This is a genomic window from Corynebacterium massiliense DSM 45435 (assembly GCF_028609805.1).
GTDB lineage: Bacteria > Actinomycetota > Actinomycetes > Mycobacteriales > Mycobacteriaceae > Corynebacterium > Corynebacterium massiliense.
Genome location: NZ_CP063189.1, coordinates 1514457 through 1539895 on the forward strand (window position 1 = coordinate 1514457; position 25439 = coordinate 1539895).

The 25439-nt window shown below is 63.6% G+C and carries 24 protein-coding genes; 4 read left to right on the top strand and 20 right to left on the bottom strand.

What is annotated here, in order from left to right:
* Window positions 1-221: 221 nt before the first annotated feature.
* The 5 genes from ftsL to CMASS_RS07130 form a co-directional block, all read right to left on the bottom strand.
* Window positions 222-1235, bottom strand: a complete 1014-nt coding sequence (gene ftsL / locus CMASS_RS07110; protein WP_156831752.1) for a cell division protein FtsL — start codon at window positions 1233-1235, stop codon at window positions 222-224.
* An 87-nt stretch (window positions 1236-1322) separates the two neighbouring features.
* Window positions 1323-2330: a 16S rRNA (cytosine(1402)-N(4))-methyltransferase RsmH gene (rsmH, locus tag CMASS_RS07115; RefSeq protein ID WP_273665883.1), complete on the bottom strand. Its 1008-nt coding sequence runs from the start codon at window positions 2328-2330 to the stop codon at window positions 1323-1325.
* A 230-nt stretch (window positions 2331-2560) separates the two neighbouring features.
* Window positions 2561-2995, bottom strand: a complete 435-nt coding sequence (gene mraZ, locus CMASS_RS07120; protein ID WP_027018511.1) for a division/cell wall cluster transcriptional repressor MraZ — start codon at window positions 2993-2995, stop codon at window positions 2561-2563.
* Between the two features lie 524 nt (window positions 2996-3519).
* Window positions 3520-3933: a DUF3040 domain-containing protein gene (locus CMASS_RS07125; RefSeq protein ID WP_022862326.1), complete on the bottom strand. Its 414-nt coding sequence runs from the start codon at window positions 3931-3933 to the stop codon at window positions 3520-3522.
* A 143-nt stretch (window positions 3934-4076) separates the two neighbouring features.
* Window positions 4077-4535: an SAV_6107 family HEPN domain-containing protein gene (locus CMASS_RS07130; protein WP_022862327.1), complete on the bottom strand. Its 459-nt coding sequence runs from the start codon at window positions 4533-4535 to the stop codon at window positions 4077-4079.
* A 245-nt stretch (window positions 4536-4780) separates the two neighbouring features.
* Here CMASS_RS07130 and CMASS_RS07135 point away from each other — a divergent pair, with 245 nt between their 5' ends.
* The 3 genes from CMASS_RS07135 to CMASS_RS07145 are packed head-to-tail and all read left to right on the top strand — an operon-like array spanning window position 4781 to window position 8014.
* Window positions 4781-5344, top strand: coding sequence for a GNAT family N-acetyltransferase (locus CMASS_RS07135; protein WP_022862328.1), 564 nt, complete (start codon window positions 4781-4783; stop codon window positions 5342-5344).
* A 10-nt stretch (window positions 5345-5354) separates the two neighbouring features.
* Complete coding sequence (locus CMASS_RS07140; RefSeq protein ID WP_022862329.1) at window positions 5355-6446, top strand: polyprenyl synthetase family protein; 1092 nt, start codon at window positions 5355-5357, stop codon at window positions 6444-6446.
* Window positions 6447-6469: 23 nt separating this feature from the next.
* Complete coding sequence (locus CMASS_RS07145) at window positions 6470-8014, top strand: alpha-(1->6)-mannopyranosyltransferase A (protein ID WP_240482737.1); 1545 nt, start codon at window positions 6470-6472, stop codon at window positions 8012-8014.
* Here CMASS_RS07145 and CMASS_RS07150 read toward each other — a convergent pair.
* Window positions 7983-8348 (bottom strand): Rv2175c family DNA-binding protein, encoded by a 366-nt coding sequence (locus CMASS_RS07150; RefSeq protein WP_022862331.1) that lies wholly within the window; start codon window positions 8346-8348, stop codon window positions 7983-7985. The genes CMASS_RS07145 and CMASS_RS07150 overlap by 32 nt on opposite strands.
* Window positions 8349-8404: 56 nt before the next feature.
* Here CMASS_RS07150 and CMASS_RS07155 point away from each other — a divergent pair, with 56 nt between their 5' ends.
* Window positions 8405-9865 carry a protein kinase domain-containing protein gene (locus tag CMASS_RS07155; RefSeq protein WP_022862332.1) on the top strand — a complete coding sequence of 487 codons (1461 nt, stop codon included), beginning with the start codon at window positions 8405-8407 and terminating at the stop codon, window positions 9863-9865.
* Here CMASS_RS07155 and CMASS_RS07160 read toward each other — a convergent pair.
* The 14 genes from CMASS_RS07160 to ctaC form a co-directional block, all read right to left on the bottom strand.
* Window positions 9862-11268, bottom strand: a complete 1407-nt coding sequence (locus CMASS_RS07160) for a class II 3-deoxy-7-phosphoheptulonate synthase (protein WP_022862333.1) — start codon at window positions 11266-11268, stop codon at window positions 9862-9864. The genes CMASS_RS07155 and CMASS_RS07160 overlap by 4 nt on opposite strands.
* A 25-nt stretch (window positions 11269-11293) precedes the next feature.
* A complete protein-coding gene (locus CMASS_RS07165) occupies window positions 11294-11806 on the bottom strand; it encodes a polyadenylate-specific 3'-exoribonuclease AS (RefSeq protein ID WP_022862334.1) in 513 nt (170 codons plus the stop codon).
* Between the two features lie 54 nt (window positions 11807-11860).
* On the bottom strand, window positions 11861-13039 hold the full coding sequence (locus CMASS_RS07170; RefSeq protein ID WP_022862335.1) for an acyltransferase family protein: 1179 nt from the start codon (window positions 13037-13039) through the stop codon (window positions 11861-11863).
* Between the two features lie 93 nt (window positions 13040-13132).
* Entirely contained in the window at window positions 13133-13864 is a 732-nt protein-coding gene (locus tag CMASS_RS07175) for a lysophospholipid acyltransferase family protein (protein ID WP_022862336.1), read from the bottom strand.
* An 80-nt stretch (window positions 13865-13944) separates the two neighbouring features.
* A complete protein-coding gene (locus tag CMASS_RS07180) occupies window positions 13945-14928 on the bottom strand; it encodes an ROK family protein (protein WP_022862337.1) in 984 nt (327 codons plus the stop codon).
* 33 nt (window positions 14929-14961) lie between these two features.
* Complete coding sequence (locus CMASS_RS07185) at window positions 14962-16086, bottom strand: glycosyltransferase family 4 protein (RefSeq protein WP_022862338.1); 1125 nt, start codon at window positions 16084-16086, stop codon at window positions 14962-14964.
* 46 nt (window positions 16087-16132) lie between these two features.
* Window positions 16133-17212, bottom strand: coding sequence for a C40 family peptidase (locus tag CMASS_RS07190; protein ID WP_022862339.1), 1080 nt, complete (start codon window positions 17210-17212; stop codon window positions 16133-16135).
* Window positions 17213-17497: 285 nt separating this feature from the next.
* On the bottom strand, window positions 17498-18130 hold the full coding sequence (locus CMASS_RS07195) for a C40 family peptidase (RefSeq protein WP_022862340.1): 633 nt from the start codon (window positions 18128-18130) through the stop codon (window positions 17498-17500).
* A 669-nt stretch (window positions 18131-18799) separates the two neighbouring features.
* On the bottom strand, window positions 18800-20422 hold the full coding sequence (gene qcrB, locus CMASS_RS07200; RefSeq protein WP_022862341.1) for a cytochrome bc1 complex cytochrome b subunit: 1623 nt from the start codon (window positions 20420-20422) through the stop codon (window positions 18800-18802).
* On the bottom strand, window positions 20422-21642 hold the full coding sequence (qcrA, locus tag CMASS_RS07205; protein ID WP_027018515.1) for a cytochrome bc1 complex Rieske iron-sulfur subunit: 1221 nt from the start codon (window positions 21640-21642) through the stop codon (window positions 20422-20424). The genes qcrB and qcrA overlap by 1 nt, the downstream gene beginning before the upstream one ends.
* On the bottom strand, window positions 21639-22538 hold the full coding sequence (gene qcrC, locus CMASS_RS07210) for a cytochrome bc1 complex diheme cytochrome c subunit (RefSeq protein WP_027018516.1): 900 nt from the start codon (window positions 22536-22538) through the stop codon (window positions 21639-21641). Before qcrC ends, qcrA begins: the two co-directional genes overlap by 4 nt.
* Window positions 22539-22610: 72 nt before the next feature.
* Entirely contained in the window at window positions 22611-23222 is a 612-nt protein-coding gene (gene ctaE / locus CMASS_RS07215) for an aa3-type cytochrome oxidase subunit III (RefSeq protein ID WP_205617716.1), read from the bottom strand.
* A gap of 548 nt (window positions 23223-23770) precedes the next feature.
* The gene (gene ctaF / locus CMASS_RS07220; protein WP_022862345.1) at window positions 23771-24202 is read right to left on the bottom strand and encodes an aa3-type cytochrome oxidase subunit IV; all 432 of its coding nucleotides are present in this window, start codon (window positions 24200-24202) and stop codon (window positions 23771-23773) included.
* 12 nt (window positions 24203-24214) lie between these two features.
* The gene (gene ctaC / locus CMASS_RS07225; RefSeq protein WP_027018517.1) at window positions 24215-25312 is read right to left on the bottom strand and encodes an aa3-type cytochrome oxidase subunit II; all 1098 of its coding nucleotides are present in this window, start codon (window positions 25310-25312) and stop codon (window positions 24215-24217) included.
* Window positions 25313-25439 lie beyond the last annotated feature (127 nt).

Genomic DNA, 25439 nt, shown 5'->3' on the forward strand with positions numbered 1-25439 from the left:
CGCCTGTCGGGGCACGGCGCTTGCGGCCCCGGTCCGCCGTTTCCGGCCACCGCTACGACCATTAGAGGGGGTCACAGTAGGTATTCACCTGCCTCAATTCCAGACGAAAGACGGCCCTGGTCCGCGGGAATAGGAAGGGTCGCTGATGGGAGGGTAATTCACGCGCGCGATAAAACCGGACAGACCCGCCGCACGGCGGGCTGTCGAAGGCGAAAGTCCTATTACTGCACCCGCGCCTCGTACGGCGCCGGGGCCGGGAGGTTCGGGCGCACAGGCTGCTCGGCCTCGCCATTGTCCGCGTCACCGCGTTCCGCTTCCCCGCGTTCGGCAGAACCATCACGGCCATGGTTGTCACCGGATTCATGGGAGTCGCGGGACTCGTGGGCGTCCCGCTTGTCCTTATCCCGGTCACCGTTGGCTTCCTCGCGCTTGCGCGCACCTTCCGGGGTGGCTTCCAAGTTGTCGGAGACGTCTCGGGTGTCGTCCGGGTCGCTCGACGCGCGCCCCGGGCGTACTGGCTCGCCGTTGACATCAATGATGGACTCCATGCCTTCTTCCGGATCGCGCCGGGTGTCGATGCCCCCGTCATCCTTCGTGGCCACGATGCCCGGGTGGGTCGGAATGCCCATGTTCTTGTCCGCCGCGCGGTGCGCGATGTCGGCGGTCGAGCGCACGTCCTCCAAGTCGCGGTTCAGGGTCTCCAGCTGGTTGTTCAGCTGCGATTCCTGAACCGTCAAGTTTTGCACCTTGAATGTCTGCGCGGTAGCGAGGCCGGAAAGCCATACCGCCAGCGCCACACCGGCGATGAGCATGGTGATGGCAATAGCGGACACGCGGGAGATCCGCCGGTACTTCTTAATCGGGGTCGTCCGCCAGCCACGGCGGCTGACCACCTGCTTGGACCCTAGGCGCTTCGCCGCACCGGTCTTCCCCGGCTGCGGTTGGGCCACGCCACGGTACGACGACGGCGACGGGTGAGGGGTGCGCGTGCGCGACGGCAACTGGGGCCGGTTCGCCCCGCGGGACCCCAGCCGCGTCCCCACACCGCCGCGTTGCGCGGCGCGGTCGTTGCCACGGCCGTCCTGCCGGGCTTGGTACCGCCCCTGCCGCTGGGTGCGGCTAAGGCCGCGATCCGATTCGCGGTCCAACACCGCGGTAGAGCCGCTGGCGGCATACGTCATGTGCAGATCCGTGTCGGTATCTGGGCCAGTCGTGAAGTCTCGGCTAGTTCCCATGAGTTCGGGTCCTTTGCTGTCGCGAGCGTGCAAGCGGGGTGTACGGGGGCAATAAGAAATAGGACGGTTCGGAGCGGCTGGCAGGCATCAGGTTCCACCCTCCGCGGTCGTGGTCGTCATACGCTCAATACAGCGCACACGCACCGAGGCGGACCGTGGATTGCGTTCCCTCTCGGCCGCGTCCGCCTTTTCGGCGCCCCGGGTCACGAGGCGGAAATCGGGGGCGGTACCCGGCAGATCCATCGGCAAGCCGGCCGGCGCGCTCGATTCCGTGAGCTCCTTGAACGCTTTCTTGACGATGCGGTCTTCCAGCGACTGATAGCTCATGAACACTGCACGGCCACCCACCATGAGGGCGCCGGTGACCTGCGGGAGGACGTTTTCCAACGCCTCCAACTCGCGGTTGACCTCCACGCGCAGTGCCTGGAAAGTCCGTTTAGCGGGATGGCCGCCGGTGCGGCGCGCAGCAGCCGGGATGGTGCTGTAGAGCAACTCGACCAGCCGCGCAGAGGTGGCGAATGGCTCGCGGTCGCGCTCGCGCACCACCGCGGAGGCGATCTTTCCGGCAAAGCGCTCGTCGCCGTATACCTTGAGGATGCGGGCGATATCACCGTGGTTGTAGGTGTTGAGAATATCCGCGGCAGTCAGCGGCTGGCTGGGATCCATGCGCATGTCCAAAGGCGCATCCGTCTTGTAGGCAAACCCGCGATCGCGCTGGTCCAACTGCATCGAGGAAACCCCCAGGTCAAAAAGGGCCCCCGCTACTCCCGTCTTTCGCACGGTGCCGAAGACCCGCCCAGTTCCCGTCGCGAGCGAATCAGCCAGCGCGTCGAAACGAGCGTGCACCGGGGCGAAGCGGTCGCCAAAGGGCGCGAGCCGCTCAGTCGCACCGGCGAGTGACGCGGCGTCGCGGTCGATGCCGATCACGCTTGCGTGGGGAAAGGTCTGCAGGAAGAACTCCGTGTGTCCCCCGGCGCCCAAGGTGCCATCGACAATGACCGCATTATCCCCCGCCGCTTCCACGGCAGGCTGCAAGAGTTCGGCCATGCGTTCGCGCATGACGGGGATGTGGCCGAAGGTGTCCCGATCATTCACGGCCGCCACCCCTTTCTCACTGTTGGCCGGTCATGTGCTGGCGCGTGTGTGAGGCGATGTCCCGCACACGCGTGGTGCGTTGTGTGTTTTCGGTGCATTGTGCGGTCAACACGAGTGCGTATAGGGCCCCGCCCGAAACACGCGTTCTGATATCGGGGAAGTACACCAGACCGCAGGTGTCTCGGGCAGAGTCCGTACACGCACTCACTGACGTGCGAGCGTGCGTTCCTCTACAACAGACCGGCCAGAACGTCGTCTGCGTCTGCTGCCGAGTAAGCATCTTCAGTTTGTGCTTGGTACTCGGACCAGGCGTCCGCGTCCCAAATCTCGAGGAAATCCACCGAACCGACGACCACGCATTCCTTTTTCAGGTCCGCGTACTCACGGTGACCGGCCGACAAGGTGATCCGCCCATGACCGTCCGGCCGTTGCTCGTCCGCACTCGCTGCGAGGTTGCGGATAAACGCGCGGGCTTTCGGGTTCGTGCGCGACACGGCAGCCGCCTTCCGAGCCCGTTCCTCGAACTCGTCCCGCGGGTAGACGGCCAAGGAGTGATCTTGCCCCTTGGTGACCATCAACCCGCCAGCCAGTTCGTCGCGGAACTTCGCCGGCAGCGTCAGCCTGCCCTTGTCATCGAGCTTCGGAGTATAGGTTCCGAGAAACACCCCGGGACCACCTTCCTTCGCTCGACTCTCCGGATGCCTCTAGCGGGGAAAATGCAGTCACTTGTACAACACGCCCTCCGCTGCGCCCCACTATACCCCACTTTCCCCCACTAACCGCCACCTCGACACATCACCGAAAATCATGCACGCTAAACGTGCAGGTGGAAGCAATATTTTCGCGTAGGCAGACTACCCGGCTAACCCTTGACAAACACCCCGCCCAGACCACGCCAGCATCCACTTCCCACACTTGCCGCACCTCTACCACGTGCACCACCCGCCTCCTTACCCTCAATAGGCGCCAGCCACCTGGGTTTATCCCACCATCTCCGCGGCACCCCCTCGCTTCAGGCCCCTCTCATCCACCGGCGCTCAGCCCCAAGTGGGGCAAAGTGGGGAATTCGGGGTCAGATGGCGGCCAGTGGGTGAAAGTGGGTGCTAGGACCCCGAGCCGGCGTTACCGCGCGGCAAAACGAAAAAGACCCCGCCTGCACCGAGTGCAGACGGGGAAGGGTGAGAAAGCCTTACCTCTCCTCGAACCGGCGGCGGAAGTTGTCTTCCAAACGCGCCGCGCGAGAGTTCTCGTTGCGCGGACGCGCGGACTTAGCGTCGTCGAGAGAAAAGCCGCCGGCGCCACCGCGACCGGCGGACGATCCGCCGCCGCGCAGCATCCAGATACCGGCCCCGAACATGATCAGGAACCCGAGAATGGAGAGGATGACGAACCACAGGCTGTGCTGCGCCAGGGCAACGCCGCCCACCATGACCACAAGTCCGACGACAATGAGGGCGATACCCCGGAGGTTGAAGGAACCGCGCGAGTCAGAGTCGCCGCCAAAACCGCTGCTTCGTCCCATGGACCCGAATTTGGGATCGTCAGCCAGCAGAGATCGCTCGATCTCCTGCAGTACTCGCTGTTCCTGCTCAGAAAGAGACACGGTTCCTCCCACATCGACGGTTCGGGCGCCTATCGGATGCGCGATCCGTACATCGTCTGCGCGCTTCTTCTGTCTAGATTAACGCTTATCGTAATGCGATAGTTCCCCGAGCAACAGATTGAGGAATCAACGAGGCGGCGGGCCTAGGCGGCGGCTTGCTCTGCCGCCCCTTCACTGCGCACCACAGAAACAAATTCCGCTGCAGTCTCCAACAGGCGCAGCGCGACGTCTGGGTCCGCCGCATCCTCCAGCCCCGTAACCAGTCGGGAGCGCAACCGAGAGTAGCCACGAAATTCCTGCGCCCACTCGCGTCCTGCCCCACCGACGAGGGCGAGCTGATCCCATGCACTGGACGGCACCCGCTTACGCTTGCCCACAGCGGTTACCGCAATCCACGCGCCGGCCGCCCGCAAGCCAGCCTGGTACGCCAGCTCCACGGCATCGTTAAAGCGATCGTCTGCTGCCGCCGCTCGCGCGCGGGTCAGAAGATCCTCCGACTTGGCCAGGAAGGTGTAATGCTTGGCCAATCCATCCTGGTGGCGCCGGCCGGTAGCGTGCGCCCGCTGAGCAAATTTCGTCGTCGCGGAAATGACCTGAGCCATGTCGGTGTACCTCCTTTGAAGCCTCGGTGTGTGTCCAGCTCGTAACTTCACCCGTGACAGTACGAACCGGTCCGGACACCGCGAGGAATGTTTCGTTCACATGTTCGATAGATAGATAACGTCTCGTCTTTTTCTACTGTCCAACCTCTTCAACCCGGACTGTTTCGAACTTATTCCCGAATCCAGAACTAAAAGTTTGTGGACACCACCGCCGCGCGCGGCATCAACATGGTGAGATTGGTGGAGTGACTATCCAATTGCGCAGACTGGCTCCCCGCGAGTTTTCCCTCATCGCCCCTCAGTTAGTGGACATCTATCTCACGGCCATGGACTACCCGCGGGACATGTTCGACCGGCGTCTCCACGGATGGCGGGTAGATAGCCTGCAACCTGGATTCACTGCTGTCATTGCTGAGTCGGAAGCGGGGCCGGTCGGCGTTGCCTATGGGTTCTTGGGCCACAGCGACACGTGGTGGGACAAGCAGCTGCAACGCGGGTTTGCTCTCGCCGGTGGCCCCACTGCAGAGCAGATTGACCTACTGCGCGACTACTTCGAGCTGGCCGAAATCCACGTGCACCCTTCCATGCAGGGCAAAGGCTTGGGCCGGCACTTACTCGACGCTTTGGCATGGAACCTTCCTGCCAGCAACATCCTGCTGTCCACCCCGGAGGTCCCTGGTGAGGCCAATGGGGCATTCGGCCTTTACCGCAGCGCGGGGTTCTTCGACGTGTTGCGCAATTACTACTACCCCGGGGATCCGCGCCCCTTTGCAATCCTGGGCGCTCGACTCCCCTTGGCCCCAAGGTAAGGTTTGAGGAATGACACCTCCGGAGGAACTAGCCATCGAAGACGTCCCGTCGCAGGTCAACGAGATTTTAAAAGAGTACTTCGACGCGCGGCGGCCCGCCATGGCACACATGGGTGCGCCGGTCAACGAGGCCGTGGACTACCTGGAGGAGTTCGTACTCGGCGGCGGCAAACGCATCCGCCCGCTCTACGCCTGGGCCGGATTCACCGGCGCCGGAGGTCTGACAGGCGAGGAAAACCCCGCCGCAGCATTACGGGCGGCGGCAGCCCTAGAGTTCATTCAGGCCTGCGCGCTCGTCCACGACGACATCATTGATGCCTCAGATTCTCGGCGCGGCAGCCCCACGGTGCATCGCAAAGCGGAAGCGCACCACCGCCACCGCTCATGGGAGGGCGACGCCGCGGCCTACGGGACGTCCATGGCGATCCTGGTCGGGGATCTGGCTCTGGCGTGGGCAGACGACATGCTTGCCGATGCCGGCTTGTCCCCCGCCGCCCAGCAGCGGGTCCGCGAGCCCTGGCGGGCAATGCGTGCCGAAGTCATCGGCGGCCAGATGCTCGACATTTCGCTCGAGGCCAGCGGCGCGGAGTCACGGGAGTTGGCCGAATCGGTCAACCGCTTTAAAACCGCCGCGTACACAATCGAACGCCCGCTCCACATCGGCGCCGCGATCGCCGGCGGCTCCCCCGAGCTTGTCGAGGCGTTCCGCGCCTACGGCCGCGATATCGGCGTGGCGTTCCAGCTGCGCGATGACCTCCTCGGTGTCTACGGCGACCCCCAGGTCACTGGGAAACCCGCCGGGGACGATCTCCGGGAGGGGAAGGTCACGGTGCTGCTGATTACGGCCCTGGAAAATTTGGACTCCTCCGATCCGGACGCGGCCCGCGAGCTGCGCCGGCTGGTCGGTGCCTCCGAGGACCCCTCCGACATCACGACGATGATGGATTCCATCGCCCGCTCCGGCGCGCCGGAGGAGATCGAATCGCGCATTGACCAGCTCACCGAGTCGGGCATCGGCCGCGTCCGCGCAGCCGGCATCGAGGCCTCCACCGTCGAGGTCCTAGAAAACCTCGCCCGCACGGCCACCGCACGGCGGAAATAGGAACGGTTCTGGAGGTGCCCCACGTGACCACCACATCCACAGCACATGCGGTGCGCGATCCCGTCCGACTGCGTATCCCCTCCGCCGTGCCGCTGGGCGTTGCCGGTTCCGCATTCCTTGCCGTGTCGTCGTTCATGGCGGGCGCTACCCGCAATCGCGGCGGCATCTTGGAAGAGCTCGGGCTGGGTTTCTTCTCCTACGGCCACGGTCGCAACATGGGCATGGTGCTGTTTTGGATCGGCATGGTGCTGCTCATCGGCGCGTGGGTGGTGGCGTACAAGCAGTTCGTCCAGCCTTTCTCGGAGGACACCGGATCTCACCAGCCAGCCGCGCCCACCCGGACGGGAATCGCGGGACTTCGGCGCGCCCTGTGGGCGTGGATCGCCCCGCTGGCGTTTTCAGCTCCGCTGGCGTCCCGGGACGTCTACTCCTACCTCATGCAGGGCGCGATGGTGCGCGACGGCTTCGACCCCTACACCCAGGGCCCCGCGGTCAACCCGGGCCCCTTCCTGTTGGAGGTCTCCCAGGATTGGCGGAACACCACCACCCCGTACGGTCCTTTGCACCTGTGGATCGGCGACATCGTCACCCGCATCGTTGATTCCAACGTCGTCGCCGGCGTCATCTTCTTTAAAGCCCTCGCGCTCATCGGTTTCGCCGCCATCGCGTGGTCCGTGCCGCGCATCGCCCGCTGCCTCGGCGGGGATCCTGCCCTGGCGCTCTGGCTCGGGGTATGCAACCCCGTCCTGCTGCTTCACCTGGTAGCGGGCATGCACAACGAGGCCCTGATGGTGGGGATCGTGTCCGTGGCCCTCCTGTTGGCCCTGCGGCACCGCTTCCACGGCGCGTTCATACTCATCGGTTTGGGTGTTGCGGTGAAAGCGACGGCGCTTATCGCCATGCCCTTCGCGGTATGGCTGGCGGTCCAGCGTTTCGCGCCGGAGAAGGAAGCCAGTCTCCTGCGACGGGCTGGGGTTTTCGTGCTAGCCGGCATCTGGGCGGTTGCAGAGATCGTCCTCGCCCTCGCCGTGGTCACCTGGGCGTCGGGAACGTCCTGGGGGTGGCTGTCGGAGATCACCGGCAATGCGAAGGTGATTAACCCGCTGGCGGCGCCCACCCTGGCCACCGACGCGGTCGCGCCGATTACCTCAGTCTTTTTCCCCGACGTCACCTACAACGCGGTCTTGAATGTCTTCCGCGCGATCTCCACCGTCGCCATGCTCGTCGGCTTGGTCGCGGTGTGGTGGCTATCGCGCCGCACGCGGCGCTCTGCCATCGCCGGAACGGCAGCGGCCTACCAAGTTGCGTTTATTTTCAACTCGGTGACCCTGCCGTGGTACTACGCGTCCGTCATCACTGTGCTGGGGACGTTTCGCCCACCGCGGTGGTTGCTCAAACTGGCCACCGGGGCATCGATTTTCGTCGCCCTCTCTTTCTCGGCGGACGGAAACCACCAGCTGTACAACTTCTTCTGGATGCTAGCCAGCGCGCTCATCGGGTTTGCCGCGGCGCAGTGGCTGTTCCAGCCGCCCCGCGCTAAAACGCCAGAGCCTGCGCGCGGCGCTTAACCTCGCGCGCGAGGTCGCCTTTCAGACCATCGATCGGCCGGCCGGGCAGCGAATCATCCGGAGTGAAAAGGTGCGCGAAAATGTCCGTATCGCTATAGCCGCCATCGGTCAGCAACGTGATCGTCCCGGTGACGTGCTTGTCCACATTCGGGCCGCTGAAAAACGCCGCCGGCACCAGGCGCTTTCCGTCCCGCTTCCACGCGATGAACTTCCGCGCAGCAAGCAGGTCGTTGACCCGGGTCACCGGAATGCCCAGCATGTCCGCTACCTCCGGGAGGGTCAGCATGGTTTCGTTTGCGAGCAGGTCTTCTACTTCTTCCTTGGAATGAGCCACGGCTTATACCCTAGTGGGCTACCCACTGACTACGTGAGTAGGTCATACTAGACCGCATGGACGCACTTGAGGTCGGGGACATCATTGAGAATCGCTACCGCGTGGATTACCCCATTGCCCGGGGTGGAATGTCCACGGTGTATCGCTGCATCGACCTCCGCTTGGGCCGCGCGGTGGCGGCGAAGATCATGCACGACGAGCTTCTCGATGACCCAGTGTTCATCCGCCGTTTCGAGCGCGAGGCCCGCGCCATGGCGCAGCTTTCCCACCCCAACCTCATCGGGGTGTACGACTTTTCCGCCGACGGCGACCCGGTGTTCCTCATCATGGAGCTCATCACCGGCGGCACCCTGCGGGAACTGCTTGCCGAGCGCGGCCCGATGCCACCGCACGCGGCAGCCGCCGTGCTGCGGGAGGTGCTCACCGGCCTCACCGTGGTGCACCGCCGGGGGATGGTCCACCGTGACATCAAGCCGGACAACGTTCTCATCGGCGGCGACGGCGCCATCAAGGTCGGCGATTTTGGTCTGGTGCGCTCCGCCGCCGCGCACACGGTCAACGCCGATCAGATCGTCGGCACGGTCTCCTACCTCTCCCCCGAACAGGTCACCGGAGAGAAAATCACCCCCGCCTCCGACGTGTACTCCCTCGGCGTCGTCCTCTTCGAGCTGCTGACCGGCACCGTCCCCTTCTCCGGCAGCACCCCGCTCGCGCACGCGACGGCGCGCCTGTCCGCCGACGTTCCCGCCCCCTCCGACCGCATCGAGGGGGTGCCACCGCTTTTCGATGCCCTCGTGGCCTCCGCCACCACCCGCGACGTCGAAGCGCGGTTTACCGATGCCGGGGAGTTTTTGGACGCGCTTGACGATGTCGCCCGCGAGCTGGAGCTACCGCGCTTCCGCGTCCCCGTGCCCGAGAACTCCGCCGCCGCGCGCACCGCCGCCCACCCAACGACGATGGGTCCGAACGACGCCACCGACATCTTCGAGCCCACCCGGGTAGAGCCACCGGCGCCAGAGACCGTCCGCCACGGCACATCGACGGCGGTAACTCCCGGGGATCCTTCTGCCACGCCCGCAGGCGAACCCGAGCCTGAGGATGACCGGCCGCGCCTAAGTTTTGCCAGCAGGGTCGACGAATCTTCGTCTCACCAACCCACCCGCGTTGACGCCCCAGAGACGGTTCAGGCCGCCGGGTCCGAATCCGCCAGGCCCGAGGCCGCCCGGCCCGAAACGGCGCTGATTCCTGGCGCGGCACCCTTAGCTCACCCGCCGGCCCCTCCAGCGCCTGCGCCCCGGGCCAGCCAATCCGCGGCCATGGCGGCGGGAGCGCAGGCAACCGGCCCGCAGCCTGTGGGCACTCGGCCGGAACCGCGGGAAAAACCGTTGACTAACCGCGGCATCGGCAAGCTCATCGTCTGGCTGCTGTTTTCCGCCATGGCCACCGCAATGGTGGCACTCGGCGGTTGGTGGTTCGGCTCCGGTCTCTACGAGCAGGTTCCCGCGTTGCTGCACTAACGAGCGCGGAGCATCTCCGCGATGTGGAAGGACAGCTCCAAGGCCTGCTGGGTGTTAAGCCGCGGGTCCACGGCAGACTCGTAGCGCCCCGGCAGATCCACATCCGTGATGGCCTCGGCCCCGCCCAGGCACTCGGTGACGTCCTCGCCGGTAAATTCCAGGTGCACCCCGCCTGGGTGAGTGCCCAGTTCGCGGTGGACATCGAAAAAGCCCTGCACCTCTTCGGCAATCTTGGCAAAGTCGCGGGTCTTATACCCATTAGAGGAGGTAAAGGTGTTGCCGTGCATCGGATCGCACTGCCAGACCACCTTGTGGCCCGCGCGTTCCACCGCTTCCACCACTGGTGGGAGCACGTCGCGCACTCGGTCCGAGCCCATGCGGGAGACCACGGTGAGCCTGCCCGGCGCGCGATCGGGATCGATGCGCTCGGCGTAGCGCACCGCTTCTTCCGGCGTAATCCCCGGGCCGATCTTGATGCCTACCGGGTTGGCAATGAGCGCCGCGAAGTTCACGTGGAAATCCTCGAGCCCCCGCGTACGCTCCCCGACCCACAGCTGGTGGGCGGAAACGTCGTAGAGACGCGCCCTCCCTGCATCGTCGACGGCCTCGCGCAGCAGCGCACGCTCGTAGTCCACCACCAGGGCTTCGTGGGAGCAGTAGATATCCGCGGTGCGCAGCGGCGAATCGTTCACGCCGCAGGCCGACATGAATTTCAGGCCATCCTCGACATCAGCGGCGAGTGCCGCGTAGCGCTCGCCCGCCTGGGAGCGGACCACGAACTCCCGGTTCCACTCGCGCAGCCGGTTCAAATCCGCCGTCCCGGAGGCCATGAGCGCCCGGATGAAATTCATGGTCATCGCGGAGTGTGCGTAACCGCGCAACATCCGCTGTGGATCATGCGCCCGCTCCTCGGCGGTGGGCTCCACGCCGTTGACCAGGTCTCCGCGGTAGTTAGGCAGGCCCTGCGCGTCCGTATCCAACGAGCGTGGCTTGGCGTACTGCCCGGCAATCCTGCCCACCTTGACCACTGGCAAGGAGGCACCGTAGGCCAAGACGACGGCCATCTGCAGGAGCGTGTTGATGTTGGCGCGGATGTGCCCTTCGGTATTGGACTCGAAGGTTTCCGCGCAGTCGCCGCCTTGGAGGAGGAACGCCTCGCCGCGAGCCACGTCCCCCAGCGTTGTGCGCAAAGCGTCGATCTCCGAGGTGGCCACGATAGGCGGGGCCGACTCCAGAGCCGCACGCACTCGCTCCGCGCTCACCCGCTCCGCGCTCACCTGCTCTGCGCGCTCCTGCGCTGTGGCTAGCTGCGCGACCCTGCCCGCGCCCCACGTCGGTTGCTGCTGTGCCGGGCGCGCGAGCACCGCCTCGAGCGCGTCTCTATTCTTTTTCGACCAGGTCACAGTCAATCCCTAACTGCTTTTCCACTTAGCTATTCAGAGTCCGATTCGCCTTATTCAACGGGGCCTTTTTCTCGCAGGCCCGGAACTTGGCGAGGTTATGGCGGGCATCGACAAGCGCGTCGTGATTACCGCTCGGGGTCTTGGGCAGCTGCGGTTTGCCGGCGAACTCCCAATACTGCTTGAGCTCGCGCGTAAAGCGTGGCATCTGCGGGGGCAGTTCCGACATATCTCCCCACAATTGAGCGATGACGACGTGGTCGTACCCACCAACCCAGGCCCACAGCTCCGGCCGCTCGCCATCGGCAGTCAGGAACGCGAACAGCTCCTGGCGGATAGTATCCCGCGGCTTCCACACCGGGTTCGCGGCCGACGGCAGCTTCGCCAGCACGTTCCCCCGCACCCAAGCGTTCGCGCGGGAGGCATCGAAGTCCGTGGATACCGCGTAATACTCGCGCCCGTCTTCGGCTACGACTCCGACGGAGACCAGCTCGATGGTCCGGCCGTCCTCGATGAACTCGGTGTCGTAGAAATAGCGCACGCCTTACAAGCGTAGTAGACCCACCGCCCCCGAGTGGCGGCGGGCTACATCCAGCTATGAGTCCACGTTGCCCGCCCCGACGAGCGGCTCACGGGAGGCGCGCCGGCCTTCCAGCGCCGGCGGTTTGAGGGTCCACCGCAGCACGGGCACGCGGCCCGCCGCCCACAAAAGCACCGAGCCCGCCGCACATACGGCGATGCAGACAGCCACCCAGAAGGACGTGGCGTGCACCGGCCACGGACCGCCCGGGTAGATCTCCAACGACGAGTGTGCGAGCAACATGCCGAACGACAGATCCAGTGCGATGGGGTGGGACAGGTAGACCGGCAGCGTGTGCCGCCCCACGAACTGCAGGGCCGGGCTCACCAGGGGTACCGCGGCAAGGGCTACTGCCCCGAGCAGGCCCACCGGCGCCATGAGCAGCTGCTCCACCAAGCGGACCACGAGCTTTATCTGCTCCGCGTTCAAGGTATCCGGCCCGGGCAGGTACCACGGCACTTCCGGAACCGTCTCGCGCGCATCCCATGCACTGCGCACCCAATACCCCAGCGCGTACAAGCCGCCGGCGACGAAAAACGCCGCCACCCCGGCGCCGGGAAGAGCTTCCTGACGCGGGTGGGCAACCCACCGGATCAGCCGGTTTCCCACCGCGGTGAAATCCGCGATATGCCGCCGCAGGTACGCGCCGCCGATGAAGACCGGCAAGTACATCAATGCCTTGCCGATGAAGAAGTACGTATCCGCCCACGGCAAGAAGAACACGGGGGTAAAGCTCGCCGCTAGTGCGAGCGGGGTAGGCAGCTTCCGCACTGCCCAGAGGGCGACGTTGAAAAGGATGAGCGCGTGCAAGAACCAGCCCATCGTGTGCCCCAGTAGCAGCTGCACTGCCACGTGGCGCACCGAATAAATCGGATCGCCGAAGTTGATGTGGTTGAGCACCGAGTTGGTCCACAGCTCGCCGGCCGACCACACAATGTAGGGAATGATGAAGTACCACAGGCGTCGGCGAAACAGCTGCGGGAGGCTGTACCGGAACACCTTGTAGGAAAAGAACCCACTCACCAGGAAAAACAGGGGCATGCGCAGCGGGTCGATAACGTTGTTGAGGCTAGCTAGCCACGTCTCCTGCGCCCCTGGCACGGCCAGCGAAATGTGCAGGATGACGACTCCGAGAATCGACACTCCCTTGGCTACATCGGGCCAGGCCAGGCGTTGCTTCTGCTGTGCCTGCACGTGTGTGTGCGTCCTCCGAAAATGTGGGAAAAGGTGGGTAAAACTTCTGCTGCGGGTTTCAGCTCAGCACCGGTTTTCAGCTCCGCTCCCGGTTTACAGCTCCGCTCCCGGCAGGTACCCCTCGCCGGCTGCCAGGGATTTCTTGACGTCGGAGGCGTACACATCGACGTAGGGCTTGCCGGCGAGGTCTGCAAGAGTGCGCATGACGTAGTCGGTGAACTCGCGGGCCGTCGCGTGGTCGTGCGGATCCAATCCGCGCTCAGCGGCCCACGCCCGCGGGTCAATGGGGTCGCCGACCCGCACGCCAACTTTGACCGGGCGGGGGATCCAGGTGCCAATCGGGTTCGCCTTGCGCGAGTTAATCATCGCGATGGGGATAACCTGCTCGCCAGTGTCCATCGCCACGCGCGCCATCCCGGTACGCCCGCGGTACACGCGCCCGTCCGGCGACCGAGTGCCCTCCGGGTAAATCCCCCACAGATCCCCCGCATCCAGGACGCGGCGGGCGGAGACCATCATCCCGTCTGACGCCGACTTGGCCGTGCGGTCAATAGGTGTTTGCCCCACCGAGGTGAAAAACCATTTCTGAATCCCGCCGACGAAGCCGGGGGTAGTGAAGTATTCAGACTTGGCCAAAAAGGTGATCTGCCGCGGGCACAACAGCGGAAAGTAGAAGGAATCCATCACGGCCTGGTGGTTGGAGGCCAAAATGGCCGAACCAGTCTTTGGGATGCGGTCCATTCCCTCCGACCACGGCCGGTTCCACAGCCGCAGCGCTGGGCCAAAAAAGACATTCTTAAAGGCCCAGTACCATTTATTGCGCACGTGTGGTTCCTCCTCAGCGTCGTGAAGCGTGCCGGTCTGCGGGCCCCGGGAGGCGGGAGCGCGCCTCCACTCCGTGAGCCTTACTGCTTCGGTGTGAGAGCAGACCGGGCTAAATCAGCCACGCCAATCATACCGGCTGGCCCGCCCAATTCCGTAGTCGCCAGGGTCGGAACTGGCCGGTAGCCCGCCCCCACCATGTTGTCGCGCATCGTCTCGCAGGCGGTGCCGAGGAACAAGTCGGCATCATCAGCCACTCCCCCGCCCACGACGATGAGCTGCGGATCCAACACGTCGGCAACTATGGACAGGCCGCGCCCCAACTGGACGCCGAACTCGTGCATGACGGCTTGCCCCAGCCGATCCCCGGCCCGCGCGGCGTCGGTGACTTCGCGCCCGGCGGCATCGGCAGGCAAAGCGGTCTCATACTTTGGCCTTAGCTCACGGGTGGTATCCGGCAGCGCGGTGCCGGAAGCATAGCGCTCCAGGCAGCCGCGCTTTCCACAGCTGCACTTCCGGCCATGTGGGCTGGGGTCAACGACAATGTGTCCGAATTCCGGTGCGGTGCCGTGCGCGCCGCGGTACAACTCACCGTCATGGATGATGGCGGCGCCGATGCCGGTGCCGATGGAGACGAAAACCCACTCGTCCACGCCCCGGCCGGCGCCAAAGCGGTACTCGCCCCACGCAGCCGCGTTCGCGTCGTGTTCAATGCGCACCGGGACACCCAAGCGCTCGTGCATGGTGCGGCGCACGGGGGCATCGCGCCACGGAAGGTGCGGCGCGAAACGCACACACTCGCACGTCGGATCGATGAACCCGGCGATGGCGATGCCCACCGCGGCGACCTCGCCGTAGCCCGCAGCGCGCGCGGCTTCGTTCAACTGGCCCACCAGCTGCACCAAGAGGTCTTCTAATTCTTTCGCGTCCTGCGGCGTCTTTTCGTTGATCCGATGGCTGCACGTCCCGTCGGGCGCCACCAGCGCGGCGCGGATATTAGTGCCCCCGACGTCGAATCCGGCTGTCAGCGGTGTCCCGGGCTCGGGTGCAGAAGCGGCCTTAAGCATGGCTAACAGGATACAACCGCCGTTGCTTACCGGTCACATCAAAAGCTTAGCCAGCCGGTTGCCCATCACGTCCCACGTCCACTCGCGTTCCACGTAGGAGCGGGCTTCCTGGCCCATCTGCGCACGCAGGGCAGGCTGGCTCAGCAGCGTGACGATGCCCGCGGCAATCTCCCCCACGTCCCGTCCGCGCACCACAATTCCGGTACGGGGCGTGACGGTCTCGGGCGCTCCTCCCGAATCCCCGGCGACCACGGGCAAACCTGCCGCCTGCGCCTCGAGGTAGACAATTCCGAGCCCCTCGACGTCGAGACCGCCGCCCCGGGTGCGGGCCGGCATGGCAAAGATGTCGGCCGCGTGGAGTGCGCGCACCAACTCCTCGGTTCCGCGGGCGGAAACGAAACGCGCCGTGGGGTCGTACATGTCACGGAGCCGCTCCAGCGTCGCGCGGTAACCCCCAGAACCTACGATGACCAGCTGCGCGTTCGGCCGCTGCTCGCGGATGCGTGGCATGGCGCGCAACAGCTGGTCTTGCCCTTTTCTCGCCACCAGGCGGGATATGCAGACGATGACCTCAGCGTCATCGTCAAGCTCCAGCTCCTCCCGTGCCCGGGCTTTGTCCTCTTTCGTCGCAGGTTGAAAGACGTCGGTGGACACCCCCGACGGTAGGTGGACCCATTCCGGGTGCGGGCCGAAGGCGCGCTCGAGACGCTGCCGCGTGTAACGCGAGATGTAGGTAACCACGTCCGCGTGCGTGCCGATGCGCCGCAGCGCCTGCCGCGCTCCAGGAAGCATCGACCAGCCCACCTCATGGCCGTGAGTGGTGGCGATGACTTTCCACGCGCCGGCACGTTTGGCGGCCGGCCCCAGAAGCGCCAGCGGGGCTGCGGCACCGAACCAGACAGTGTCGATGTCCTCGGCGCGGATGAGTTCCTGCATGCGACGAGACACGCTCGGGGTAGGAAGGAGAATGGAGCCCGGCCAGCGATGGACACGGTACGTCTGCTGGGCGTCGAAGGCCGCGGCCGCCTGCTCATCCTGTGTGGAGGCGAAGACTACGATGCTGCGGGGATCCAGAGTGTTTACGAAGTCCCGCAGGTAAGACTGGATTCCCCCGATGGTCGGGGGAAAATCGTTGGTGACAAGCAGCGTCCGCGTCATGCGGCTTACTGTACAAGCCCCGGTGCCGGTGGCGGGGTACGTCCGCCTAGTAGCGGGCGGTGCCCGTAATGGGCATCGAGTTCAGCGGAACGACCTGCACTGGGATTCCGTAATCGGAGGCGTGCACGACCTGGCCGTTGCCGATGTACATGCCGACGTGGGTGACGCCCGGGTAGTAGCCAACGATGTCGCCGGGCTCCAGCTTGTCGATGGGCACCGGAGTGCCGCCCGCAATCTGCGCCTGGGAGGTGCGCGGAATGGATTTACCCGCCTGGCTGTACGCCCACAGCATCAGGCCGGAGCAGTCGAACGTGTCCGGGCCTTGAGCGCCCCAGCCGTAGGGGGCGCCCTGCTTGGACAGCGCGGCAGCGACCACAGAGGACAGGTCGCCGCCAGTGGGCACCTTCACGTCATCAGGGCGGACCGGGTTGAGGCGGTTTTCCCACGCTGCGCGCTGCTCGGCGCTGAGATCGTCGACCTGCTTTTCCACCTCTTCTTTCAGGCGGTCCAGTTCCTTCGCTTCGCGTTCGAGGCGGGCTTTGTCGCGCTCAATGCCGTCCCGCTTCTGCGCCGCGAGCTCAGCGGCGTGCTCAGCGTCGCTGTGCGTCTCAGACGCTTCCTCGGCGGTGCGGTTCATGGTGGACAGGCTGGCGCGCGCAGAGCGCGAGAGAGCTCCTAAGTATCCAAGACGCTCGGCGGCCACCTGCGGATCCCCGGACGAGAGCGCGGCGGTCACCGAGTCGAAGTTCACACCGCGGTACCGGCTACCCGCGAGTTTCTTGACTGCTTCACGCTGTTGCGCCGCCGCGTCTGCGGCGGAGTCGGCGTCCGCGCCGGCTGCTGCTGCACGGCCTTCGAGATCGTGCAGTTCCTCATTGGCCTTATCGAGCTCGTCCTGCTTTGCTTTGAGCTCCTCAGACTTGGCCGTCGCTTGTTCCGACAGCTGGCCGATCCGGTCCATCAGTGCGGAGAGATCGGCATCGCTCCCCTCACCGTGTTCAGCGGCTGCGGGAGTCTCGGCATCACCGGGCAGTTCCTGGGCGGACACCGCCGGGGTGACACACGCCGCGATGGTCAGCGCGGCAAGCACCGCATACTTCTTGCGGCGGATGGAGTTTTCGTGCACGATTTTTCTTCCTCAATGGCGTCATGACAGAAGAGATACCCATGCAACTATAGAGCAATTTCTGCAGTGCACAATAGTCAGGAAGAATTCAGAAAGTACTGTTGCCGATGCGACCTGTGAGGGTGGTCTGCCGGCTGGGCGCTACTGCGAATGTTGACTATCAGCGAGGTCTGAGAGGCGACGGTGCAGTGCGCCGAAAACGCAGAAGTCCCGCACCGCGCCCCGCCTGCCGGATGGTGCAGACGAAGCGCGTGTGCGGGACTGGTTGCTACCGCGCGCTACGGTTTAGAAGCGCACTGCGGAGTGGATCGGCATGTAGTCGATCGGGCGCTCCTGGACCGGCACACCGTCGTTCAGGGCATCGATGATGGTGCCGTTGCCGGTGTAGATACCGACGTGGGAAGCACCGCCGTAGTAGGCAATGATGTCACCCGGCTGCAGGGCATCCAGGGACACCGGGGTGCCCTGTGCAGCCTGCGCCTCGGAGGTGCGCGGGATCTGCTTGCCTGCCTGGCCGTAGGCCCAAGAGGTCAGGCCGGAGCAGTCGAAGGCAGACGGGCCGGCAGCGCCCCAGCCGTACGGGGAGCCGATTGCGGAGCGAGCAGCATCGACAACTGCAGCGTTGTCAGAGGCCGGAACGGCGGACTGCATGCCGGACGCTGCCTCGAAGTTGTCTGCGGAAGCCTCAGCCGGCTGAGCGTTGGCGCTCATGGACGGGATGAATGCCTCAACGTTCGGAACGTCCTGGATGTGCGGAACGTTCTCAATACCGTCAACGTTGACCGAGTAGTCGGTGTTCGGAACAACGACCTCTGCGCCCTGTGCGACAGCCGGGATAGCTACGGTCGCGGAAGCGGCCGCAACGGTAGCGGTAGCGAAACGACGAGCGGCGGTACCTTGACGACGGTGCTGAGTCACGAAATTTTCTCCTAACCATATTTCGCCGCCGGCCTCCTTACTGTTTGAAGGAAGCCGATATTGACCCCTGGGATGGGCCTAGCGTCTTCGACGACCCCGTTCCTGTAGAGGCGTCTCTGCTCGACCCCGGAGACGGGGTCAATAGCGGCGGGAAATGTTCAGTTCTTATTGCGTTAGCGCGAACCACGGTCGCGTCCGTGCTGCAATGTCTCAAATAGGTTACGAAACAGTTACGGGCACTGTCGAATCGGGCAAGCAACTCGGTTTCGTTATATCCCCGTTATCTTCCCGTCACTTAACCGCAACATAAACAGGTTGCCGACAGACAACACCAAGCAAAGCCCTCCAAACTGCACCGCTACCTGCTCCGATAACCCAAACGAAGGGGTGCAATTAAAAGCCGGTTGCCCTCAGGGAAAAAACAGACTAGACAAGTGTGTTTTGCCTCACACCCGGCTTTACAACCCCTCTTCCCCCTTTTTGCAACAGCGGATTGACGCTGCCAAACCACGCACCCCGCACGGAGGAACTCGGGGACCGCAAGCATGTGCTTGGCGATGCCGCACTCGCCTTCCGAGCTTTAGAAAAAGAAAACCGCCGCTTACCCGGACACCCACAGTTCGTTCTGTGGGTGCCAAGCAGCGGCGGTGAGTTGTGAGCGGCTAGCCGTTAGATGAGGCCGTTGTCCTCGTCGTTGCGGCGGTTCTGCTCGTTGAGGCGACGGAACATCTCCGCCTCCTCGTGGTGGTTGTTCTTCGCGATTTCCTTCTTGCGCTCCATCAGCTCCGGATCGTCCGGGCTGAACCAGCCAGAGGTCTCGTTGTCGGAGTAGCCGAGATGGTTCATCTGCTTCGGCACGTAGGAACCGGAGTACTCCAGCGGGATGGCGTGGCCATTCTCGTCCACCGGGCCGAGCGGCTGGTGGATCTCCACGTAAGCGCCGTTCGGCATGCGCTTGATAACGCCGGTGGCGACGCCGTGTTCCAGGACCTCACGGTCGGAACGCTGCAGAGCCACGCACAGCCGGTAGGTGATGAAGTAAGCCAGCGGCGGCAGAACGACCAGGCCGATACGTCCAACCCAGGTCATCGCGTTCAGCGAAATCTGGAAGAAGTGGGCAACGTGGTCGTTACCACCGGACAGCGTCACCAGCAGGAAGAAGGTGATGGCCATGGCTCCGATACCGGAACGAACTGGCACGTCGCGCGGACGCTGCAGCAAGTTGTGGTGGGCATCGTCGCCGGTCATCGCCTTCTCGATGAACGGGTAAGCAAACAGCAGGATGACCATCAGACCACAGAGCAGGGCGACCCAGAATGCGGACGGAATGGTGTAGCCGCCGATGTAGAGCTCCCACGCCGGCATGACACGAGCCACACCGTCGGTCCACAGCATGTAGATATCCGGCTGCGAACCAGCGGAGACCTGCGACGGGTTGTACGGTCCCAGGTTCCAGATGGCGTTAATGGTCAGCAGACCGGACATCAGCGCCAGGATGCCGGCGATAGCCAGGCCCATGCCGATTGCCTTGGTGGCGAAGATCGGCATGATGCGCACACCAACGACGTTGTTTTCGGTGCGGCCCGGCCCCGGGAACTGGGTGTGCTTCTGGTACCAGACGAGCATCAGGTGAGCGGCAATGAGACCCAAGATGATGCCCGGGATAACCAGCACGTGGAGGATGTAGAAACGGTCCAGCATCAGGTCGGACGGGAAGTCGCCACCGAAAATGGCCCAGTGCATCCAGGTACCGATGATCGGGATGCCCAAGATGATGGCGGACATGATGCGCAGGCCAACACCGGACAGCAGGTCGTCCGGCAGGGAGTAACCGAGGAAGCCCTCGACCATGCCCAGAAGGATGAGGGCGCAACCGATAATCCAGTTGGCCTCACGCGGACGGCGGAATGCGCCGGTGAAGAAGATACGGAGCATGTGGGCCACCATGGACATCATGAACATCAGGGCGGCCCAGTGGTGCATCTGGCGGATGAACAAACCGCCGCGCACCTCAAAGGACAGGTCCAACGCACTGGCGTAAGCGCGGGACATCTCCACGCCGTTCAGCGGGGTGTAGGCACCGTCGTAGATGACCTTCGTGATGGAAGGGTCGAAGAACAGCGCCAGATAGATACCGGTCAGCAGCAGGATGATGAAGCTGTAGAGCGCCATCTCACCCAGCATGAACGACCAGTGGGTCGGGAAGACCTTGTTGATCTGCGTGCGAATTAGACCAGAGGCGGTGTACCTCGAGTCAATGTTGTCGCCGATAGTTGCGAGTTTGTTGCTCATTAGGACTCACGCTCCCAGAATGCCGGGCCGACAGGCTCGATGAAGTTGCCCTGAGCCACGAGGAAGCCCTCGTCGTCCACGGTGATCGGCAGCTGCGGCAGTGCACGAGCGGCCGGACCGAAGACCGGCTTGCCGTACTGCAGCGCGTCGAACTGCGACTGGTGGCACGGGCACAGGATGCGGTTGGTCTGCTGCTCGTACAGGGACGTCGGGCAGCCAATGTGGGTACAAATCTTGGAGAAGGCGTAGTAATCGCCGTGGTGGAAGTCTTCCTGCCCCTGGCGTTCGATGGCCTTCTCGGCGTCCTGGTGGCGCAGGCGGATAAGCATGACCGCGTTGCGGTTGCCGTGGATGGAGTGCATGTGCTCTTCGTACACATCCGCCTGCGGGTCGTAACGGTCGCCATCGTTGACGTGATCCTCAGCCAGCGGGAACACGGTTTCCATGCCGCCCGCGGCCAGGTCCTCCGGGCGCACGCGAACCAGGCGGGTCACACCCTGCGTGGTGTAGCCGGAGCCGACGGAATCCGAGTGCTCCTCGGCGATAGTGCCAGTGTCACGGGCGAGGTAAAGCTTCACGCCCTTATCGTGCATGGTCCAACCAGAGGTCCACAGAGTGCCATCGCCGGAGTAGTCCAGCTCGTGGCGAACCTTCCACGGGTTCTTGATGGCGCCACCGAGCGGGGCAATAACAACCAGGCCGGCCAGCACGCCCGCGCCACCGAGCAACCCCTGCAGGGTCTTGCGGCGGCCCAGGGTGGACGTCTTCCAGGAATCGTTGAGCAGCGCAGTCAGCGTGCGACGGTCAACCTCGTCGGAGGGACCGTCGTGGCGACGCTGCACCGAAATCTCTTCCGGAATGATGCGCTTGACGTACTGGATGATGGCGAAACCGAGGCTGAGAACCGACAGACCCGCAGTCACACCGAGCAAGGGCGTGTACAGGGTGTGGTACCAGAAGTTCTCGTCGCCCTTCATCTGGTACTGCCACGGCCAGAAGAGGTAAACGCCCAGGAAGGCGAGGCCGGCCAAGATACCGATGGTCAGCCACACGCCGACGCTAAAGCTTGCGCGCTTTTCCTCCGGATCGTTGTCCAGGGGGAAGCGCTCCTTGCGGTAAGCAACGGTGACATCGTCAAGCTCGGTACCGAGCTCGGCGAGCTCTTCGTTGCTCATCGAACGGAGGTCCTCCTCCGTGTACTTCGTGTCCTTGTTTGTCATGAGCGCGATCCAATCCACAGTGCGATACCGACCAGAGCGGTGATACCGATAATCCACATTGCCAAGCCTTCAGCGACCGGGCCGAGGCCGCCCAGATCCCAGCCCGCCGGGGACTGAGTCTCGTTCGCAGACTTGATGTAGGCGATGATGTCCTTCTTCTCGTCCGCGGTGAGCTGACGGTCAGAGAACTTCGGCATGTTCTGCGGGCCGGTGAGCATCGCCTGGTAAATCTCCTGCTCGCTGGCGGGGGCCAGCGGCGGCGCGTACTTACCGGAGGACAGCGAACCACCCTGGCCCGTGAAGTTGTGGCACGAGGCGCAGTTCATACGGAACAGCTCGGAGCCCTTGGCGATGTCCTCTGCCTGAATCTGGCCGTTGTAGTTGCGGCCGCGCAGGGATTCCTGGGCGATGGTGCCGTCATCGTTGTACACGATGTCCGGGCCACCACCCTGGGAGGCCACGTAGGCAGCGAGCGCCAGCGTCTGCTGCTCAGTGTAGCGCGGCTGTTTGCGCTCCGCCTGGGCATCGTTGGACATCATCGGCATACGGCCGGAGTGGACCTGGAAGTAGGTCGAACCCGCGCCAATGCCGGTCAGAGCAGGACCACGTTCTTCGACACCCTGCAGGTTGCCACCGTGGCAGGTGATGCAGGCAGTGTCGTAGATGTCCTTGCCTTCATCAATAAGGGCCTGGTCGTCCTTCTCTGCGGTCGCCACCTGGGAATCAGGGGTCAACGCAGAAGCGAGGACACCCGCGCCCGTCAGACCAATCGTAAGGGCGAAAGCGCCGGCCAAGGTGCGCTTAGCCTTGCGGCGACGACGGGACTTCTTGCCCGCCGCCGCTGCCGCAGACCGCTCGGGGGACTGCGCGGAGTTGTTCGGAATGCTATCCATCATTTTCCTTCAGATAACTCGTGCCCGGAAAGTGAGTGGCTGTAAGGCCGAGGGCTGCTCGGTCACCCTACGGCCCTACTGGATGATGTAGATGACGACGAACACACCGATCCAGATGATGTCGACGAAGTGCCAGTAGTAGGACACCGCCATGGCGGCGGTAGCCTGCGCCGGCGTGAACTTCGTCTTGGCAAGACGCGCCATAATGATGCAGAACGCGATGATGCCTGCCGTCACGTGCGCGGCGTGGAAGCCCGTCAGAATGAAGAAGACGGAGCCAAACACGGACGCTTGGACGGTTACGCCTTCCGTCACCATCTCGGTCCACTCGAAGGCCACAAGACCCAAGAAGACGACACCGAGTGCGATGGTGACCGCGTACCACAATCGTAGCTTGTAAACGTCACCCCTTTCGGCTGCGAAGACGCCGAACTGCGAGGTAACGGAGGACAGGATAAGGACTGCGGTGATGATGCCACCGAAGGCCACGTTGAGGTTGCTGGTCTGTGCAGACCAGTCTCCGTCCTGGCCGTTAGCTCGGGATGTAAACCACATCGCGAACAGACCGGCGAAGAACATCAATTCCTGAGACAGGAACACGATGGTGCCCACGCTGACCATGTTGGGTCGGTTCAGCGTGGCAACACGTGGTGCTGCCGTACCTTGGTTTGAAATTGCGCTCGTCACGCCTATCAGTATGACGGCTCAGCTGGCCCGAGTCATCCCATTACCCCCAGCAAAACGGCTCAATTTTCAACCTCTGCCGCTTGGATTCTTCGCGCCCTGCGTCACTTGGCGCGGCCGGCAAACCTCGCTGACGAAGCCACGCCACCCACTCCCCCACTTCCGTGCAGGTAGCGCGCCCGCTCCAACACCGCGTTCACGTTCAAACCGCCATCGGCGGAGATTGAGAGAAATCCTTCCGATCTCATCGGTTAAGGCTCAGCAACTCCTGTGTGTCATTTCTCACAACTGGGAACCCCGTTTCCCGAGCCCGTTGCAACTTTCGGTTGACCCCCGCGCGTAACCGTCAATGAGCTGCGATAATCGGCGGTCATCGCCGGCGGATATACCTTCGCACGCAATGGGCCACTCCCCAATTTCACGCCGACGCAGCGCCCCACGTAAAAAGATCCGTTTTCGCGGGAACTTATGACCCCTTCTATACGACGAGAAGACCCCGGCTCTGAGAACGGAGTTCTCGGAACCGGGGTCTTTGGGCACCCGCGTGTGGGTTAGTGCTTTTCCTTCGGCATTGCGTACTGCAGGGACAGGCGAGCCACGGAGTACACAAGCATGGCGGCGCCCAGCGCAATCATCCAGAAGTAGAGGAAGATGATGCCCAAGCCCAGGACAGCGATGGACATGGTCATCCAGAAAGGCCAGACGGAAGTCGGTGCGAAGAAGCCGTAAATTCCAGCACCGTCTTCCACCTCAGCCTCTTCCCAATCCTCGGGAACGATGTCACTGCGGTTATCGGTGAAGTGGAGGTATGCGCCCAGCATGATGGACAGCAACGCAGCCAGCGCCATACCGACAATGCCGACCCACTCCGGACCGAAGAGGTAGCCGTCGTCCTTCACAAAGTTCACGCCGAAGATGTAAACAATCAGCGAAACGATGAGGTAGACGGCGATGCTGTAGAAGACCTTAGATGTAGCTCGCATGGTTCTGGCTCCTTAGGAGTTCGCCCGCACGTTTGCGTCGACGACGTTATCGCCGTCGGCGGTGTCACGCTTGGAGTTGAACGGCTGGGTGGTCGTTGCGTACGGATCCTCACCGATGTGGTCAAGTGCCGCGGAGTTCGGAGCATCCGGGTTGTCCTGACGGAACTTCATGTACTCGCGGAACTTTTCCGGGCTGACGGTACGCAGCTCGAAGTTCATCATGGAGTGGTAGGTACCGCACATCTCTGCACAGCGACCAACGAAGGCCCCCTCTTCGGTGATCTTCTCCACCTGGAAGGTGCGCTCCTGCTGGTTAGCTTCCGGGTGCGCGTAAACGTCGCGCTTGAACAGGAACTCCGGAATCCAGAACGCGTGAGAGACGTCGCCAGAGGCGAGGCGGAACTCAATCGGCGTCCCGGTCGGGAGAACCAGAACCGGAACCTCGTCGGACGTACCGACGGTCTCGATGTCGTTGTAGTTCAGGTAGGAAAGGTCACCCTGCGACTTACCGTGGATCGGATTGGCGTTCTTCATGCCTTCCGGATCCTTCGAGGTCTTCTCCGCCTGAGCGTTGGCTTCCTCGTTGGTCCCGTCGTAGTCCTTGCCACCCGGTGCAAGCTCGGAACCGACGTGGTTGTAGCCGAACTTCCAGTTCCACTGGAACGCCGTCACGTCGACGGTGACCTCAGGGTTCTTATCCAGGGCGGTGACCTTCTGCTGGGTCTGCACCGTGAAGAAGAACAGCGTCATGATGATGAGGACCGGAATGATGGTCAGCACCAGCTCCAGCGGCACGTTGTACTGCAGCTGCTTCGGGAACTCTCCCTTACCCTGCTTCTTCGCGCGCTTGGCGCTCCACCGGAAGATCGCCGTGAGGAAGAAGCCCCACATGACGATGCCGACCAACCAAGCAACGACCCACACCCAAATCCAGAAGTTGTGCATGGCGTGCGCCTCCGGGGTGATGCCTTCCGGCCACCCGAATCCGAGCACATCCTGCATCAACGATGGCGGGGTCACGTCACAACCGGCGAGCGCAAAACCACCGAACGCGATAGCGCCAGCGAGGGCCATCTTCCGTCCGGTGTTGCGCTTCATACGCTGTCCCACGTGCGTTCTGCCTTTCTGTCCACACAAACGTCTCGGACGCTCCGAGAACATTCCTATTTTCTTAGGATAGAGCATGCGCCCCGCGGGACAGGTGTCGATGCCCGCCCCAGCTGTCATCGATGGAATT

Coding starts and splice junctions, on each gene's coding strand:
- ftsL (WP_156831752.1), bottom strand. CDS start 1,235: ATGGGAACTAGCCGAGACTTCACGACTGGCCCAGATACCGACACGGAT.
- CMASS_RS07130 (WP_022862327.1), bottom strand. CDS start 4,535: ATGGCTCAGGTCATTTCCGCGACGACGAAATTTGCTCAGCGGGCGCAC.
- CMASS_RS07140 (WP_022862329.1), top strand. CDS start 5,355: ATGACACCTCCGGAGGAACTAGCCATCGAAGACGTCCCGTCGCAGGTC.
- CMASS_RS07155 (WP_022862332.1), top strand. CDS start 8,405: ATGGACGCACTTGAGGTCGGGGACATCATTGAGAATCGCTACCGCGTG.
- CMASS_RS07180 (WP_022862337.1), bottom strand. CDS start 14,928: ATGCTTAAGGCCGCTTCTGCACCCGAGCCCGGGACACCGCTGACAGCC.
- CMASS_RS07185 (WP_022862338.1), bottom strand. CDS start 16,086: ATGACGCGGACGCTGCTTGTCACCAACGATTTTCCCCCGACCATCGGG.
- qcrB (WP_022862341.1), bottom strand. CDS start 20,422: ATGAGCAACAAACTCGCAACTATCGGCGACAACATTGACTCGAGGTAC.
- qcrA (WP_027018515.1), bottom strand. CDS start 21,642: ATGACAAACAAGGACACGAAGTACACGGAGGAGGACCTCCGTTCGATG.
- qcrC (WP_027018516.1), bottom strand. CDS start 22,538: ATGATGGATAGCATTCCGAACAACTCCGCGCAGTCCCCCGAGCGGTCT.
- ctaF (WP_022862345.1), bottom strand. CDS start 24,202: ATGCGAGCTACATCTAAGGTCTTCTACAGCATCGCCGTCTACCTCATC.